Below are 15,393 nucleotides of genomic sequence, written 5' to 3' on the forward strand. Positions count from 1 at the left end.
CCGGAGTCGTCCGGGTCGTCGGGGACCCGGGAGGGCACGGCGGGGCCGGGGGCCGGCCCCGCCGTGCGGGAAGGCGGTGCCTTCCGGGGTGCTGCCTGTCGGATCAGGCGGTGCGGGCTACCACTTGACGCCGATCTGGACCGCGCTGGAGCCGGTGAAGCCGGGGCCGGAGTAGCGGTACAGGTTGCCGGTGGAGGCGTTGACCGCGAGGAGGTCCGGGACGCCGTCCTTGTCGAGGTCGCCGGGGCCCGTGAGGTTGATCATCGAGTCCCAGTTGGTGCCGATCTGGACGCGGGTGCCGCCGTTGAAGTTCGGGCCCGAGTAGCGGTACAGGTTGCCCGTCGAGGTCTCGACCGCGACGATGTCCGCCTTGCCGTCGCCCGTGATGTTCCCGACGCCGACGATGGTGGAGTAGATGTTCCAGCCGGTGCCGATCTGGACGCGGGTGCTGCCGCCGTACGACGGGCCGGAGTAGCGGTACAGGTTTCCGGTGGCGGTCTCGACGGCGATGATGTCGCCCTTGCCGTCGCCGGTGATGTCGCCGACCGAGGCGATGCCGTGCATCGAGTCCCAGTTGGTGCCGACCTTCACGCGGTTCGAGCCGCTGTAGGACGGGCCGTAGTAGCGGTACAGGTCGCCGGTGGAGTTCTCGACGGCGATGATGTCGCCCTTGCCGTCGCCGTTCTGGTCGCCGACGCCGACGATCGTGCCCATGGTGTCCCAGTTGGTGCCGATCTTGACGCGGGCGGCGCCGCCGGTGAAGTTCGGGCCCGAGTAGCGGTACAGGTCACCGGTGGCGGAGTCGACGGCTATCACGTCGCCGACGCCGTCGCCCGTGATGTCGCCGACCGCGGTCACGTCGGTCATGCCGGTGTCCTTCACCGTGGCCGGGGACTCCGCGACCTTGTTGTAGCGGTACGCGGACATGCCCTCGCCCTGCATGTAGCTGCGGGTGACCTTGATGTGGCGGGCGTTGGTGCCCGGGCGGGCGTGCTCGTAGATCCACATCTCGGTGTGGGAGGAGTCGACCCACTTGTCGAAGAGGACGACGTGGGCGTTGACGTTGTTCAGCGCGTCGCCGGGCAGCAGCTGGTCGTAGCCGGAGAGCTTGGTGGAGTAGTCGGGCAGCGTCCAGGTGACCGCGCTGGTGTTGAGGTGCCAGGCCATCGAGACCAGACCGGAGCAGTCGGTCCGGTAGTAGCGGCCCTGCGGGTCCCTGGCCGTCGCGCCCTGGTTGTACGGGACGGCGTTGTCCACCCAGAACTGGGCGCGCTCCAGGATCTCCTGACGGGTGATCTGGCCGCCGACGGTCGAGGTCGCGGTCACCGCACTCACGGCGGCCGGGGCCACCGCGGGGCTCGCGGCCTGGGCCGGGGACAGGCCGCCGAGGGCCAGGGCTCCGAGCGAGGCGGCGACTGCGGCGGCGGAGGCGATGCGACGGGTCGAGAGAGTCATGGACATGACAGAGATCTCCTGGTGAGGATTTCGAGGTGAGGTGTGAGGTGAGGTGAGGTGAGGTGGAGCAAGTCGAGGTGGCGCGGGGCGGACCGGTGCCGGAGCCGGCCGGCACGGGCGCTTCCGGGCAGCGCGCACCGCGGCACCGGCCGGCACGCGTTCAGGCGTGCGGAAGGGACCGGGCGGTGCCGGGAGGGCCGTGACCCGCGTTCAGGGAGAGGGGGAGAACCGCACCGGGACGGATCCGGTGCACCGAGGGGACCGGGGCGTCAGCGCGCCGGCCGGCGGCCTGCGGCCGCGGGGAGCTGGATGCCCGTCACTCCAGCGGTTGCAGGGGGGTGTACCCCTGTGCGGCGAGCGGGGCGGAGGCGCGGCCGAGGAGCGCGAGCGCTCCGCACGGGACGCCGGTCCCGTACGCGCTGCTCAGCAGGAACACCGCCTCCAGACCGACCCAGTGGGGCCGGACCCGGATGTGTTCCAGGCGGTCGGCGGGGTCCGTGTGGGCCCAGAGCAGGTCCTGGACGAGGTCGGCGCGCTTCCGGCTGCCGTCCACGTCCGCCGCACCGAGCAGCAGCGCCGTGACCATGTGCATGAGGATCAGTCCCAGCCGATCACACCCGCGCCGCCGCCGGCGACCGCCGTCGAACCGGCCGGGGCCGAGTCCCAGCCGATGACCGGCTTGCCGGCCGCGACCGCGCCGGGCTTGGCGGAGTCCCACCCGATGACCCCCTGGGCCGCGCCGGTGCCGGCGGCGGCGAGGAGAACGGTGAGAGCGGCGGTGGCGAGGTGCCTGGACATGGACATCGGATCCCCCTGAGGTGCAGACATTACCGTCAACTTGGTTTCTTCTCTCGAGGCGTTGGGCCCGTTTCCGGTGTCCCGCCGCCCTCTCGGTGATCACCATCCTGCAGGGGTCCGGAACCCTCCGGAAGGCATTCGGGGTGGCACCAAGAGGGCTGGCACGGAGGTGCCACCTCGCCCGAACCTCCTTGCGGATCGGTGGCCGTATGCCGACGATGGGCCCGGGGGACGATCAAGATCACGGCGGGCATCCGAATGCGCGCCGAGGACCCGGGGGTGGGGAAAACATGCTGGAAGTGCTGGGTCTGGGGGCCTCGGCGGAGTCCGTGTACCGAGGGCTCCTGGAGCAGCCGGGCGCCGGCGTCGCCGAGCTGTGCGAGCTGCTGGGGATGCCCGAGACCGAGGTACGGGACGGCCTGGACCGGCTCATCGACCTGGAGCTGCTGCAGCCGTCGCGCGACGTGCCCGGCCTCCTCCGGGCCCTCACCCCGGACGTCGGCCTCGAACTGATCCTGCGCCGCCAGGAGGCCGAACTGGTGCGCCGCCAGCAGGAGCTGGCGGCCGGCAAGGAGGCGATGGCCCGGGCCGTCGCCAGCTTCTCCGGGCTGCGCACCGGCACCGAGGTGGACGGCGCCGAACGGCTCATGGGCCTGGACGCGATCCAGCGGAGGCTGGAGACGCTCGCCCGGGAGCTGCGCCACGAGTGCCTGGCCATCCAGCCCGGTGCCCAGTCCCAGGCCAGCCTCGACGCGTCGCGCCCCCTGGACCAGGACGCGCTGGCCCGCGGCATCAGCCTGCGGGTCATCCACCAGGACTCCGCCCGCAACGACCCGCCCACCCGGGCCTACGCGCGCTGGATCACCGAACTGGGCGGCGAGATCCGCACCAGCCCGGTCGTCCCGCCCCGGATGCTGATCTTCGACCGGACGACCGCGCTGGTCCCGATCGACCCCGCCAACAGCAAGCTCGGCGCCCTGTGCACCAGCACACCGGGCATCGTCAGCTCCCTGATCGCCCTCTTCGAGCAGACCTGGGAGGCGGCCGTCCCGCTGGGCGCCGACACCCGCGGCCACGGCGACGACGACGGCCCGTCCCCGGCCGAGCTGGAGCTGCTGAAGCTGCTCGCCTCCGGGATGACCGACGAGGCCGCCGGCAAGCGCCTCGGCGTCTCGCTGCGCACCGTCCGCCGCCAGATGTCCGCCCTCATGGAACGCCTGGACGCAGGCAGCCGCTTCGAAGCGGGCCTCAAGGCGGCCCAGCGCGGCTGGCTCTGATCACCGGACGGTAACTCTTGGGAGCCGGGGCCCCGCGGCGTACAACCCCGCGGGGCCCTGGCGGGTCTCCTGTGCGAAACCAATCGACTTCGTTCACGGGGAACTCATGCGTCGCTCTCTTTCCGTCCGCTCCCGGCGCTCGCTGGCCACGTTCGTAGCCCTGGCCGCCGTGGCCGGTGCCGCCCCCGTCCTCGCGTCCGGCACCGCCGTCGCCGCCGACCTGGGCCCGTGGTCGCAGGCGTGGAAGGTCAACGGCACCAACGCCCCCACCAACCCGATGGACCTCGTCAGCGCCCCGGACGGCTCCGCCGTCGCCCTGTGGCGCTGGAAGGACACCCAGACCTCGCACTGGAAGCTCTACGCGGCCCGCCGCCCGGCCGGTGCGAACTGGACGGGCCCGCGGCTGCTGGCCACCACTCCCACCGAGGCCGGCGCCTGGGACGCGCACCTCACGGTCGCCGGCGGCCGGGCCGTCGCGATCTGGACGGAGTTCCCCGGCGACCTCGGCCCGGGCGGCGAGAACCGCAGCGCCGGCCGGGTCATGACCGCCACGCAGAACGCCGACGGCGACACCTGGTCGACGCCACAGCCGCTCGTGGACCAGGACGCGAACGTCGAGCCGGGCGGCACGAGTCTGGCGGCCGGGCCCGACGGCAGCGTGACCGCGGCGTGGAACGCGTACCCGCTGGGTGGCGGCAAGGCGGAGGTCTGGACGGCCACCCGCACCCCGGCCGGCGTCTGGTCCGCCTCGGTCCAGGCCAGCACCGCCGCCGCGGACGGTGATTCGGGCTCCGAAAGTCCCCGCGTGACCGTCACGGCGGACGGCACGGCCGTCATCGCGTACCGCCAGAGCAACACGAACCCCGAGACCGGCGGCGGCAGCAGCATCCTCACGACGACCCGCGCGGCCGGCGCGACGTCCTGGAGCAAGCCCGTCCCGGTCGCCACCTCCACCGGGTCACTCGGCTTCCCCAGCCTGGCCACCGCCGCCGGCAAGGTGGCGCTGACCTGGAGCTCGTCCGACCCCGAGACGGGTGACGTGACGTTCCATTCGGCCCTGGCCGCAGACCCGGCGGCCGGCTGGACCGAGGCCAAGCCGTTCGCCGCCGGCGGGAACACGGGCACCCCCGAGACCGTCCTGGAGCCCGACGGCGACCTGACCGCGGTCTGGGTGGACTACCGCGAAGCGGACTCCTTCGGCACCCGCACCACCACCCTGGACCACGCCACCGGCTCCTGGTCCCCCGTCAAGACCCTCTCCACCCGCTACGCCTCCGAGCAGTTCGACGTGGCCATGGGTACCGACGGCACGGTCCGCGTCCTGTGGACCCAGAGCACCGCCGGTGACAGCCGCGAGCTCTGGCAGGCCGCCCGCACCGACGACAAGTGGTCCGCCGCGGGAGCGATCCAGGGTTCGCAGGGCGACAACGCGTACGGCCAGATCGCCGCGGACGGCAAGGCCAACTCCGTGGCCATCTGGTCCGGTACGCGACTCGGCAACGAGTACCTCTGGTACGCCTACACCACCGAGTACGTCCCGCCGCTGGCCGTGGTCTCCTCGACCGTCCCCGCGACGATCCCCCTCGCCGGCACCAACACCAGCAGCAAGCCCTGGGCCGCGGTCTGGACCGTCAACCACTCGTTCAGCAACTACACGCTGACGGTCACCGACCTGCGCGGCAACGTGCTGAAGGCGCTGAAGGGCGTCACCAGCACCAACAAGATCGAGCCCGGCTGGAACGGCCGCACCACCTCCGGCGCGGTCACCCCCAACGGCCCGGTGAAGTGGACCCTGAAGGGCACCGCCGCGGGCGGGACCACCGAGGTCACCCTCGCCTCCGGCAACGCCACCGTCACCGGCGGCGGCGCGGTCTACCGCGACTTCGGCAGCGCCTCGGGCACCCCGGACGGCTTCGGCGACGCGGTCGTGACGACCACCAACGGCGGCATCCGGTCCGTCTTCGGCGACCGCGCCACCGGCGCGTTCAAGGGCTCGGCCACCGGCTACGGCTGGCCCGCCGGCATCCGCGTGGTGCCGGTCAAGGACATGAGCGGCGACCGCTGCAACGACTTCCTGGTCCGCAACTCCAAGGGAGAGCTGCGCCGTTACACCCCGGCCTGCGGCAAGCTGCCCACTCCGGCCACCACCAGCCGCCTGATCGGCGGCGGCTGGAACCAGTACGACGTCCTGACGTCCACCACCGACGTCACCGGCGACGGCCGCCCGGACCTGGTCGCCCGGAACGCCTCCACCGGTTACCTGTACCTGTACGCCCGCACCAGCGACGGCGTCTTCGCCCCGCGGGTCCAGCTCTCCGGCGCGTACAAGCAGTACAAGAAGGTCGTCGGCGCCGGCGACCTGAACGGCGACGGCAAGGGCGACCTGCTGCTGCAGGACTCCTACAACAACGCCTACCGCATGTACGGCCAGGGCAACGGCACCTTCTCGAACCCGGAATACGTCAGCGCCAAGTGGGGCGTCTCGTACAACTCCGTGGTCTCGGCCGGTGACTTCAACGGCGACGGCAAGGACGACCTGCTCGCCCGCGACACCTCCGGCAACATCTGGCGCCACTACGGCACCGCCAACGGCGCCCTCGGCGCCGGCGTGAAGATCGCCACCGGCTGGCAGGTCTACGGCGGCCTGGTCTAGCAGGCCGCGCCGGGGGCCGTACGGACCGTACGGCCCCCGGGCAAGGCGAAGGGGCCCGGGATCCACTGAGGATCCCGGGCCCCTTCGTACGAGCGGTGCGGTCGGTACGACCGGTGTGACCGGTGTGGTTACCGCGCGGCGTCCGGGTGGACGGCCTCGGAGACCGGGCGGTCGCCGGTGACCTTCTTCTCGACCGGCTTGCGCAGGGCGATGTTCAGCTCGCGCAGGCGGGCCTCCTCCAGCTCCGTCGGCGCGCCCATCATCAGGTCCTGGGCGTTGCCGTTGAGCGGGAAGGCGATGGTCTCGCGGATGTTCGGCTCGTCGGCCAGCAGCATCACGATGCGGTCCACGCCCGGGGCGATGCCGCCGTGCGGCGGGGCGCCGTACTGGAAGGCGCGCAGCATGCCCGCGAACTCGGTCTCGACGGTCTCCTTGGAGTAGCCGGCGATCTCGAAGGCCTTGAACATGATCTCGGGCTCGTGGTTCCGGATGGCGCCGGAGGAGAGCTCGATGCCGTTGCAGACGATGTCGTACTGCCAGCCGAGGACGTCCAGCGGGTCCTGGGTCTCCAGGGCCTCCAGGCCGCCCTGCGGCATCGAGAAGGGGTTGTGCGAGAAGTCGATCTTGCCGGTCTCCTCGTCCTTCTCGTACATCGGGAAGTCGACGATCCACGCGAAGCGGAACACGCCCTCCTCGAACTGGCCCGCGCGCTTGGCCGCCTCGACACGGACCGGGCCCATGATCTTGGAGACCTCGTCGAACTCGCCGGCGCCGAAGAACACGGCGTGGCCCGGGGCCAGGCCCAGGCGCTCGGTGAGGACCTTGACGTTCTCCTCGGTGAGGAACTTGGCGATCGGACCGGTGAGGGCGTTCTCCTCGCCCACGCGGACCCAGGCCAGGCCCTTGGCGCCCAGGGAGACGGCGAAGTCGCCCAGGCCGTCGAAGAACTTGCGCGGCTGGTCGCCCGTGTCCGGCACGGCCAGGGCACGGACGTGCTTGCCGGCGAAGGCCTTGAACTCGGAGTTCTCGAAGACGTCGGTGATGTCGACGAGCTCCAGCGAGGTGCGCAGGTCCGGCTTGTCGTTGCCGTACTTCAGCATCGACTCGCGGAACGGGATGCGCGGGAACGGCGAGCTGACGTGGCGGCCGCCGCCGAACTCCTCGAAGAGCTCGGTCATCAGCTTCTCGACGGGCTGGAAGACGTCCTCCTGCTCGACGAAGGACATCTCGATGTCGAGCTGGTAGAACTCGCCCGGCGAACGGTCGGCGCGGGCGTCCTCGTCGCGGAAGCACGGCGCGATCTGGAAGTAGCGGTCGAAGCCCGAGATCATCAGCAGCTGCTTGAACTGCTGCGGGGCCTGCGGCAGGGCGTAGAACTTGCCCGGGTTCAGGCGGGACGGGACCACGAAGTCGCGCGCGCCCTCGGGGGAGGTCGCGGTCAGGATCGGGGTCGCCATCTCGTTGAAGCCGAGCGACACCATCTTGTGGCGGATCGCGCCGATGACGGCGGAGCGCAGCATGATGTTGCGGTGCATGCGCTCGCGGCGCAGGTCGAGGAAGCGGTACTCCAGGCGGCGCTCCTCGTTCACACCGTCGTCGGTGTTGATCGTGAAGGGCAGCGGGGCGGCGGCGCCGAGCACCTCGACCGCGGCGGCCTCGATCTCGATCTCGCCGGTCGGCAGCTCGGGGTTGATGTTCTCCGCGCCGCGGGAGACGACCTTGCCGTCGACCCGGACCACGGTCTCCTTGGAGAGCTTGTCCAGGACCTCGGCGGCCGCGGTGCCGGGACGGGCGACGAGCTGCGTGATGCCGTAGTGGTCGCGCAGATCGATGAAGAGGATGCCGCCCAGGTCTCGACGATTGTGCAGCCAGCCGCTCAGCCGGACGTCGGTGCCGACGTCAGAGGCGCGGAGCTCGCCGCAGGTGTGGGACCTGTACCGATGCATCGTTCATCCAGTTCTTCGCGACAGCGCGTCTTTCGCGACGCGATAGCAGGGTGTGATTCAACCCTCCCAAGGTTACCGCCCGGGCGCGACCGGCACGGCGGGCCGCCGTGGACGCCCCCCGTCCGGTACGGCCGCGCCCCCGCCGGGGTGCCGCGACAGGCAGTGCGCGCCGATGACCTGTAAAGATGAATCAATGCGCACCGAGGACGTCCTGGCCGCGATCGCGACCGGCCTGTGGCGGTGGGACAACGCCTCCGGGACGGTCACCCTCGACGGCGAGGCCGCCCGGCTGCTCGGGCTGCCCGCGGAACCCGTGGAGCTCCCCGAGGTCGCCGTCCGCTCCCGCTTCCACCCGGTGGACTGGAACGAGATCAACGGCATCGTGAACCTGGCCGTGGCCGAGGGCACCCTCGCCGAGGCCCGGCTGCGCATCATGGACGAGGACGGCCGGGTGCTGCGCACCGTCCGCAGCCGCTCGAAGCCGCTGGCGAACGTCACGCCCGAGGGGCGCCAGGACTACCAGCTGATCGGCACGATCCAGGAGATCGCCGAGCCGCAGCCGGGCACCACCGCCGCCCACACCCCCATCACCGGCGACTGGCGCCGCTCCCGCGAGGCCTTCCTGCTGGACGCCGGCCGGGCGCTGGCCGAGGCCAGGTCCACGGCCGAAGTGCTGCGGGTGGCCGCCTCCCTCTCGATGCCGGGCTTCAGCCCGGACGGGCTGGCCGTCTTCGGGGTGGCCGGGGAGCGGCTGTCGATCATCGGGCACCACGGGCACCTGCCGGGGGACGAGGTCCCCTTCAGCGACATGCGGCTGGACACGGACTACCCGGCGGCCGAGGTCGTGCGCACCGGGCGGGCGATCTACCTGCCCACCCCGGAGGAGTACAAGCGGCGGTTCCCCGCGACCTGGCCGCTGGCCCAGCGCTTCGGGCGGATCTCCTGGGCCTACCTGCCGCTGATCGTCGCCGGCCGGACCATGGGCGCCTGGATGGCCGCGTTCAAGCACCCGGTCTCCTTCTCCCCCGACGAGCGCTCGGTGCTCACCACCGTGGCCCGGATGCTGGCCCAGGCCCTCCAGCGGGCCGGCGTCGCGGAGTCCGAGAAGGAGCTGGCCACCGGCCTGCAGCGGTCGATGATGCCCACCCTCGGCCCCTCGATCCCGGGCATGCGGGTCGCGGCGCGGTACGTGCCCACCGGCGGCGGTCTCCAGGTGGGCGGCGACTGGTACGACATGATCCCGCTGCCCTCGGGCCGCTTCGCCCTGGTCATCGGGGACGTCCAGGGACACGACGTACGCGCGGCCGGGCTGATGGGCCAGCTGCGGATCGCCGTGCGCGCCTACGCCTCCGAGGGGCACCGCCCCGACGCGGTGCTCTCCCGCGCCTCGCGCTTCCTGGCCGGGCTGCACGCCTCGTCCGAGGAGGAGGCGGAGCCGTACGACGACGCCGACTTCCGCAGCCCGCGCTTCGCCACCTGCCTGTACGTCGAGTGCGACCCGGAGACGGGGGTGCTGGAGGTGGCCCGGGCCGGCCACCCCGACCCGGCGGTCAGGATGACGGACGGCACCGTGCTGATGCGGTCCACGGCCGGCGGCCTGCCGCTGGGGATCATCCCGGACACGGACTACCCGACCACCCGGTTCACGCTGGAGCCGGGCGAGATGATGATGCTCTGCACCGACGGCCTGATCGAGACCGGCGGACACGACCTCGACACCGGATGGGCCCGGCTGAGGGAGGTCCTGGAGGGCGAGACCCACCGGGCGGAGAGCCTCGACAAGCTCGCGGACGCGCTGGTCGCCGCCGTGCACGGCCCGTCCTCGCACCACACCACCGGACCGCTGGCCGACCGCCGCGAGGACGACATCGCGGTGGTCCTGCTCTGCCGCGAGGGCCCCGGCTGCGGCTGCGGCGACTCCGTCGCGCACCCGTCCCGGCCGGCCCGCCGCACCATGCTGACCGTGGCGCAGGCCGAGCCCGAGCGCATCGCCGGCGCGCGCCGGCAGATCCGGGAGCTGCTGCACGACTGGGCGGACGCGGAGCAGGTCGACTCGGCGGTGCTGATGGTCTCCGAGATGCTCACCAACGTGCTGATGCACACCGACGGCGACGCGATGCTGCTGGCCGAGGCCAGCGGCGAACTCGGTGCGCGGCGGCTGCGCGTGGAGGTCGCCGACGGCAGCGACGAACTCCCCCACAAGCGCCAGCCGGGCGAGATGGCGAGCAGCGGCCGGGGCGTGCTGCTGACGGAGATGCTGGCCGACACCTGGGGCGTGGACCCGCGCGGCGAGGGCAAGTCGATCTGGTTCGAGCTGTACGAGCGCTCGAAGCCGGCCGAGGACGCGACGACGGACGCGGGCCCCGACCGGCCCTGAACGCACCGTGGTTGGATGACGGGATGCCGAACAGTCCCCTGCTCCCCGACCCCGTGCGCCGCGTCGCCGCCTGGTGCGCCGTCTTCCTCCTCGTCACCGGCGTGGCCGCGGTCCTGGTCTGGCTGTGCATCACCTTCAAGGCAGCCGTCACGCCCGTGCTGCTCGCCGTGCTCGGCGCGGCCCTGCTCCGGCCGATGCACGGGCGGCTGATCCGGATGCGGGTGAACCGTTCCCTCGCCGCCGCGCTGACCTGCCTCGCGGTGGTCGCGGTGGTCGGGGGCGCGACGTACGTGGTCGTGCTGGCGCTGATCGAGACCGGCGACCAGATCGTCCTGTCCCTGCGCAAGGCCGGCGAGGACCTCCGCGAGCACTTCGGCGCGGCCGGCACCTCGCTGTCCGACCTGGCCAAGAACTCGCGGGAGCTGCTCTCGAAGTTCGGCGGCACCGCCGCCTCGGGCGTGATCACGGGTCTCAGCGTGGTCGGGCAAATGTTCGCGACCGCCCTGCTCGCGATGCTCCTGATCTTCTTCTTCCTGCGCGACTCCCACCGCGCGGCGACCGGCCTGCGCTCGCTGGTACCGAGCCACTCGGGCGACCTGATCGAGGCGATGGGCCGGCGCGCCTTCTACGCCGTCGAGGGCTTCATGCGCGGCACCACCTTCATCGCCGCGATCGACGGCGTGCTGATCACCATCGGTCTGCTGGTCCTCAAGGTGCCGGGCGCGGTGGGCCTGGGCGCGCTGGTCTTCGTGACGGCCTACATCCCCTACCTCGGCGCCTTCCTCTCGGGCGCGATCGCGGTGCTCGTGGCCTTCGCCGACCGGGGCTGGGTGGTCGCGCTGTGGACCCTGGGCGTGGTGCTCGCGGTCCAGGTCATCGAGGGCAACGTGCTGCAGCCGGTGGTGCAGAGCCGTACGGTCCAGATGCACCCGGCGGTGGTCATGCTGGCCATCACCGCGGGCGCGAGCGTCGCCGGCATCCTCGGCATGCTGCTGGCCGTCCCGCTGACCGCCGCGGCCTTCGGTGTCATCTCGGAGCTGCGGGCGCGGTACACGAACACTCCCGGACCGGTGCCGGACGAAGTCGGGTAGCCCGGCAGGGCACGGACGACGGGAGCCGGCCGCACGCTCCCGCGTGCGGCCGGCTCCGTTGCGTTCCGTTCCGTCCTGCTCCGTTCCCGCGGGACGTCAGTCCTCGTCGGCCTCACCCGTGCCGCGGTGGCCGAGGCCGGTGCGGGCGGTGGTGGGGATGACGCCCAGGCGGCCGGCCTGGAAGTCGTCGAAGGCCTGCTGGAGTTCGGCGCGGCTGTTCATCACGAACGGGCCGTAGTGCGCCATCGGCTCGCGGATCGGGCGGCCGCCGAGCAGTACGACCTCCAGGTCCGGGGCGTTGGAGTCCTGGTTCTCGTCGGCCCGCAGCGTGATCGAGCCGCCCTCGCCGAACACGGCCGTCTGCCCGGTGTGGACGGGCCGCCGGTCCGTGCCGACGGTGCCGCGGCCGGCCAGCACGTACGCGAGGGCGTTGAAGTCCTCGCGCCAGGGCAGCGTGAGCTGCGCACCCGGGGTGACGGTGGCGTGGATCATCGTGATGGGGGTGTGGGTGATGCCCGGGCCCTGGTGGCCGTCGAGCTCGCCCGCGATCACGCGGAGCAGCGCGCCGCCGTCGGGGGTGCTGAGCAGCTTGACCTTGCCGCCGCCGATGTCCTGGTAGCGCGGGGGCATCATCTTGTCCGAGGCCGGGAGGTTCACCCACAGCTGGAGGCCGTGGAAGAGCCCGCCGCTGACGACGAGGGACTCCGGCGGGGCCTCGATGTGGAGCAGTCCGGCCCCGGCGGTCATCCACTGGGTGTCGCCGCCGTTGATGACTCCGCCGCCGCCGTTGCTGTCCTGGTGCACGAACGTGCCGTCGATCAGGTACGTGACGGTCTCGAAGCCGCGGTGGGGGTGCCAGGGCGTGCCCTTGGGCTCACCGGGCGCGTACTCCACCTCCCCCATCTGGTCCATCATGATGAACGGGTCGAGGTGGCGGTAGTTGATGCCGGCGAAGGCACGGCGCACCGGGAAGCCCTCGCCCTCGAATCCACCGGGTGCGGTGGTCACGGCCAGCACGCGCCGCGCCTCCGTCCCCTGTCCGGGCTCGGCGACCCGGGGAAGCGTCAACGGGTTCTCAACAGTCACTGCAGGCATGGTCCGGCCTCCTTCTGCCTCGAGTTTAGTTGAAACTCGAACTTTCTGCCATCCCTGCAACCCGAATGGCCCCGGAGGTATTTCCTCCGGGGCCATTCTCCGGCGCCCGACCTGCGCCGACACGCCACGCGCGGCGACCGCCGGGCCGTGGGGTCCCGGCGGTCGCCGTCGGTGGTCGCCGTCCGTACGGCCGGTTCGCCTAGCCGTTGCAGGCCGGATCGGCGTAGCGGCACCAGTGGGCGGGCGAGGCGGCCGCCTCGCCCGCCGCGACCACTCCGGCACCCAGGGCCAGCGCCACCACGGCCATCAGTGCGGCCGCCTTCGCGCGGATCGATGTACGCGTCATCTCTGCCTCCTCCGGTCGACGGGCCGGGGCTCCCCCGTTGGATCCCCCGTGCCCCCTCACCCGCCCGGGCCCCCGTGCGTCGGAGGGGCCCGGGCGGGCCGGCCGGGGGTTCCCCCGAACTCCCCCGGCACACCGATCTTCCGGCCGCCGAGGGCGGGGCCGCGATGGTTTCGGTCCTGGCCGAAGCGAGGCGCGGCGGGGCCGGAGCGACGGCCGGGCGGCGCCGAAGCGAGGCGGGGCGGGGCCGGAGCGACGGCCGGGCGGGGCGGTCCGGCCGCGGTCAGGCGCCGCTGTGCAGGAGGTCCACGCCGAGGCCGGTGACCGAGTGCAGGACCGCCTTGCCGTCGCGCTCGGTGGTGATCAGGCCGGCCGCCCGCAGGGTGCGGGTGTGCTCCGAGACCGAGGGCAGGCTGATGGCCAGGTCGCGGGCGAGTTCGCTGGTGGTGCGCTGCTCGACCAGGGACTGCAGCACCGCGGCCCGGGTACGGCCGAGCAGCGCGTCCAGCGCCCCCTGTGCGGGTTCCGCCGCGGCCAGCGGGAGCGGGGTCATGGCCGGGTAGACGAGGAGCGGGGGCCCGTCGCCCTCCGCCGCCAGCAGCGGTCGCCCGGTCCAGAAGGCGGAGGGCACCAGCCTCAGCCCGCGGCCGTCCAGCCGTACCTCGTAGTCCGGGGGCAGGCCGACCTCGAAGGCGGTCCCGTGCCAGCGGGCGGCCGGGTGGGTGCTGGCGAGCGCGGCCCGGATGCCGTGCGTGGCCATCAGCCGGGTGCGCCAGGCCACGTCCGCCCGGAAGGACTGCCGGACGCGGGCCCAGTGCGGGACGAGCACGGCGTCGTGCGCGGCCCGCAGCGCCCGCTCCAGGTCGTCCCAGGCGTCCGCGTCGCGGCCCCACAGGGCGCGCAGCCAGGAGGACGCGCCGGGCGCGCGGGCGGCCGTACGCGGCAGGGACTCGGGCGTGAGCGTCCCGGCGGACGCGCGGACCCGCTCCAGGCCCTCCTCGAAGCCGTGGGTGAGCGGCTCGACGAAGGAGGGGTTGTCGCCGTCGGGCCCGAGCAGGTCGAAGAGCGGGCGGACCCGGGCCGGCAGCTCGCGGCCCAGCCGGCCGCGCCAGCGGCCGAAGACGGCCTGCTGGTCGGTGCGCTGCCAGGCGACCAGCGCGAGGGCCAGCTCGACCAGCGGGTACGGCTCGGGCGCGAACGTGACGCCGAGCAGGTCCTCGGCAGTGAAGTGCACCCGCAGCATGAGCCCCCCTCGGTCCCCGCCGCGCGCCCCCGCGGCCCGGCGGCCGTCCGGGCAACCCTGCCGGGGCCGCCGCCGTCTTGGCGGACATGATGGAACTCTTCGACGTCGAGGACAACAGCGACCCGTCGGACATCGGCCACCTGCCGCCGTGGCGCCACGCCGCCTGGGCGGCCTCGTGGGCCGCGGCCGGCACGGCCCTCGGCTGGGCGGCCTCCCGCTTCCGGCTGGGCCCCGACGACGTGGGCATCCCGGTGGCGGCCCCCGGCTCCCCCTGGCCCTACCTGGCCGTGTCGCTGCTGGCCGGCCTGGCCGCCGCCGGGCTGCTGCGCGCGGTGGCGACGCGGGTGCCGGTGGCCGGCGCGGGGGCGCTGTGCGCGGTGCTGGTCTTCCTCGGCACCCGGGCCTCGCTGGCCTGGCGGCCGGGGCCCGCCGTGCTGGCGGCCGGAGCCGCCGGGCTGCTGCTCGTGGCGGCGGCCTGGGGCGCGTACGCGTGGCGGACCACCCGGCAGGCGGCCGGGCGGGCCGCGGAGGGGACGGTCTAGCCGTACATGCGGCGCATCGCGTAGTCGACCATCTGCTCCACGGCCTTCGCGTCGAAGACCATCCGGTGGTCGCCCTCCATGTCGAGGACGAAGCCGTATCCCGTGGGCAGCAGGTCGATCACCTCGGCGCCGGTGATGACGAAGTACTTGGACTCCTTGCCGGCGTACCGGCGGAGCTCCTTGAGCGTGCTGAACATGGGGATCACCGGCTGCTGGGTGTTGTGCAGCGCGAGGAAGCCCGGGTTGTCGCCGCGGGGGCAGTAGACCTTGGAGGTCGCGAAGATCTGCTGGAAGTCCTCGGCCGCGAGCTGGCCCGTGGTGAAGGCGCGTACGGCGTCGGCGAGCGACGGCGGCGAGGGCTCGGGGTACAGCGGCTGCTCGGCGTACCCGCCGGCCATCTGCCCCGGCATCTGCTGGGCCATCTGCGGCGGGGGCTGAGGGGCCGCGTACTGCTGCTGGCCCGGCACGTTCTGGTCGTAGCCGTACATGGCCCAAAGAGTAACGAGTCACAGATGGCCCGATAGGGGTTGCTTCTTATTACCGGTGGGTAGCATCATCGTAGCTACTTGCTGG

Annotated in this window: 13 protein-coding genes; 5 read left to right on the plus strand and 8 right to left on the minus strand. The window is 72.7% G+C overall.

Features of this window, described 5'->3' with window-relative positions; all coding sequences use genetic code 11:
* Positions 1 to 117 precede the first annotated feature (117 nt).
* The 3 genes from ACIQUQ_RS10450 to ACIQUQ_RS10460 form a co-directional block, all read right to left on the minus strand.
* Positions 118 to 1,461 carry an FG-GAP repeat domain-containing protein gene (locus tag ACIQUQ_RS10450; protein ID WP_403973549.1) on the minus strand — a complete coding sequence of 448 codons (1,344 nt, stop codon included), beginning with the start codon at positions 1,459 to 1,461 and terminating at the stop codon, positions 118 to 120.
* 310 nt (positions 1,462 to 1,771) lie between these two features.
* Positions 1,772 to 2,047, minus strand: coding sequence for a hypothetical protein (locus ACIQUQ_RS10455; protein WP_403973551.1), 276 nt, complete (start codon positions 2,045 to 2,047; stop codon positions 1,772 to 1,774).
* 5 nt (positions 2,048 to 2,052) lie between these two features.
* Positions 2,053 to 2,259 carry a hypothetical protein gene (locus tag ACIQUQ_RS10460; RefSeq protein ID WP_403973554.1) on the minus strand — a complete coding sequence of 69 codons (207 nt, stop codon included), beginning with the start codon at positions 2,257 to 2,259 and terminating at the stop codon, positions 2,053 to 2,055.
* A 284-nt stretch (positions 2,260 to 2,543) separates the two neighbouring features.
* Between ACIQUQ_RS10460 and ACIQUQ_RS10465 the strand changes: the two genes are divergently transcribed.
* Together ACIQUQ_RS10465 and ACIQUQ_RS10470 are read left to right on the plus strand one after the other, a co-directional pair.
* On the plus strand, positions 2,544 to 3,530 hold the full coding sequence (locus ACIQUQ_RS10465) for a LuxR C-terminal-related transcriptional regulator (RefSeq protein WP_403973556.1): 987 nt from the start codon (positions 2,544 to 2,546) through the stop codon (positions 3,528 to 3,530).
* 106 nt (positions 3,531 to 3,636) lie between these two features.
* On the plus strand, positions 3,637 to 6,183 hold the full coding sequence (locus tag ACIQUQ_RS10470) for an FG-GAP-like repeat-containing protein (RefSeq protein WP_403973559.1): 2,547 nt from the start codon (positions 3,637 to 3,639) through the stop codon (positions 6,181 to 6,183).
* Between the two features lie 128 nt (positions 6,184 to 6,311).
* On the opposite strand, the gene aspS is transcribed toward ACIQUQ_RS10470, so the two are convergent.
* A complete protein-coding gene (aspS, locus tag ACIQUQ_RS10475) occupies positions 6,312 to 8,129 on the minus strand; it encodes an aspartate--tRNA ligase (protein ID WP_403973561.1) in 1,818 nt (605 codons plus the stop codon).
* Positions 8,130 to 8,322: 193 nt separating this feature from the next.
* Here aspS and ACIQUQ_RS10480 point away from each other — a divergent pair, with 193 nt between their 5' ends.
* Complete coding sequence (locus tag ACIQUQ_RS10480) at positions 8,323 to 10,506, plus strand: SpoIIE family protein phosphatase (RefSeq protein ID WP_403973564.1); 2,184 nt, start codon at positions 8,323 to 8,325, stop codon at positions 10,504 to 10,506.
* A 23-nt stretch (positions 10,507 to 10,529) separates the two neighbouring features.
* Entirely contained in the window at positions 10,530 to 11,597 is a 1,068-nt protein-coding gene (locus ACIQUQ_RS10485) for an AI-2E family transporter (RefSeq protein WP_403973567.1), read from the plus strand.
* A gap of 96 nt (positions 11,598 to 11,693) precedes the next feature.
* On the opposite strand, the gene ACIQUQ_RS10490 is transcribed toward ACIQUQ_RS10485, so the two are convergent.
* The 3 genes from ACIQUQ_RS10490 to ACIQUQ_RS10500 all read right to left on the minus strand — a co-directional run bounded on the left by ACIQUQ_RS10490 (position 11,694) and on the right by ACIQUQ_RS10500 (position 14,278).
* Positions 11,694 to 12,692 (minus strand): pirin family protein, encoded by a 999-nt coding sequence (locus ACIQUQ_RS10490; RefSeq protein WP_403973569.1) that lies wholly within the window; start codon positions 12,690 to 12,692, stop codon positions 11,694 to 11,696.
* 199 nt (positions 12,693 to 12,891) lie between these two features.
* Entirely contained in the window at positions 12,892 to 13,038 is a 147-nt protein-coding gene (locus ACIQUQ_RS10495; RefSeq protein ID WP_403973571.1) for a hypothetical protein, read from the minus strand.
* A gap of 280 nt (positions 13,039 to 13,318) precedes the next feature.
* Complete coding sequence (locus ACIQUQ_RS10500; RefSeq protein ID WP_403973573.1) at positions 13,319 to 14,278, minus strand: DUF5937 family protein; 960 nt, start codon at positions 14,276 to 14,278, stop codon at positions 13,319 to 13,321.
* Between the two features lie 86 nt (positions 14,279 to 14,364).
* On the opposite strand from ACIQUQ_RS10500, the gene ACIQUQ_RS10505 reads away from it, so the two are divergent.
* Positions 14,365 to 14,820: a hypothetical protein gene (locus tag ACIQUQ_RS10505; RefSeq protein WP_403973576.1), complete on the plus strand. Its 456-nt coding sequence runs from the start codon at positions 14,365 to 14,367 to the stop codon at positions 14,818 to 14,820.
* Here the strand turns inward: ACIQUQ_RS10505 and ACIQUQ_RS10510 are convergent.
* Positions 14,817 to 15,308, minus strand: a complete 492-nt coding sequence (locus ACIQUQ_RS10510; RefSeq protein ID WP_403973578.1) for an SseB family protein — start codon at positions 15,306 to 15,308, stop codon at positions 14,817 to 14,819. The two genes, ACIQUQ_RS10505 and ACIQUQ_RS10510, sit on opposite strands and share 4 nt — an antisense overlap.
* Between the last annotated feature and the right edge of the window lie 85 nt (positions 15,309 to 15,393).

The sequence above is a fragment of the Streptomyces sp. NPDC101118 genome, assembly GCF_044759445.1.
Taxonomy (GTDB): Bacteria; Actinomycetota; Actinomycetes; order Streptomycetales; family Streptomycetaceae; genus Streptomyces.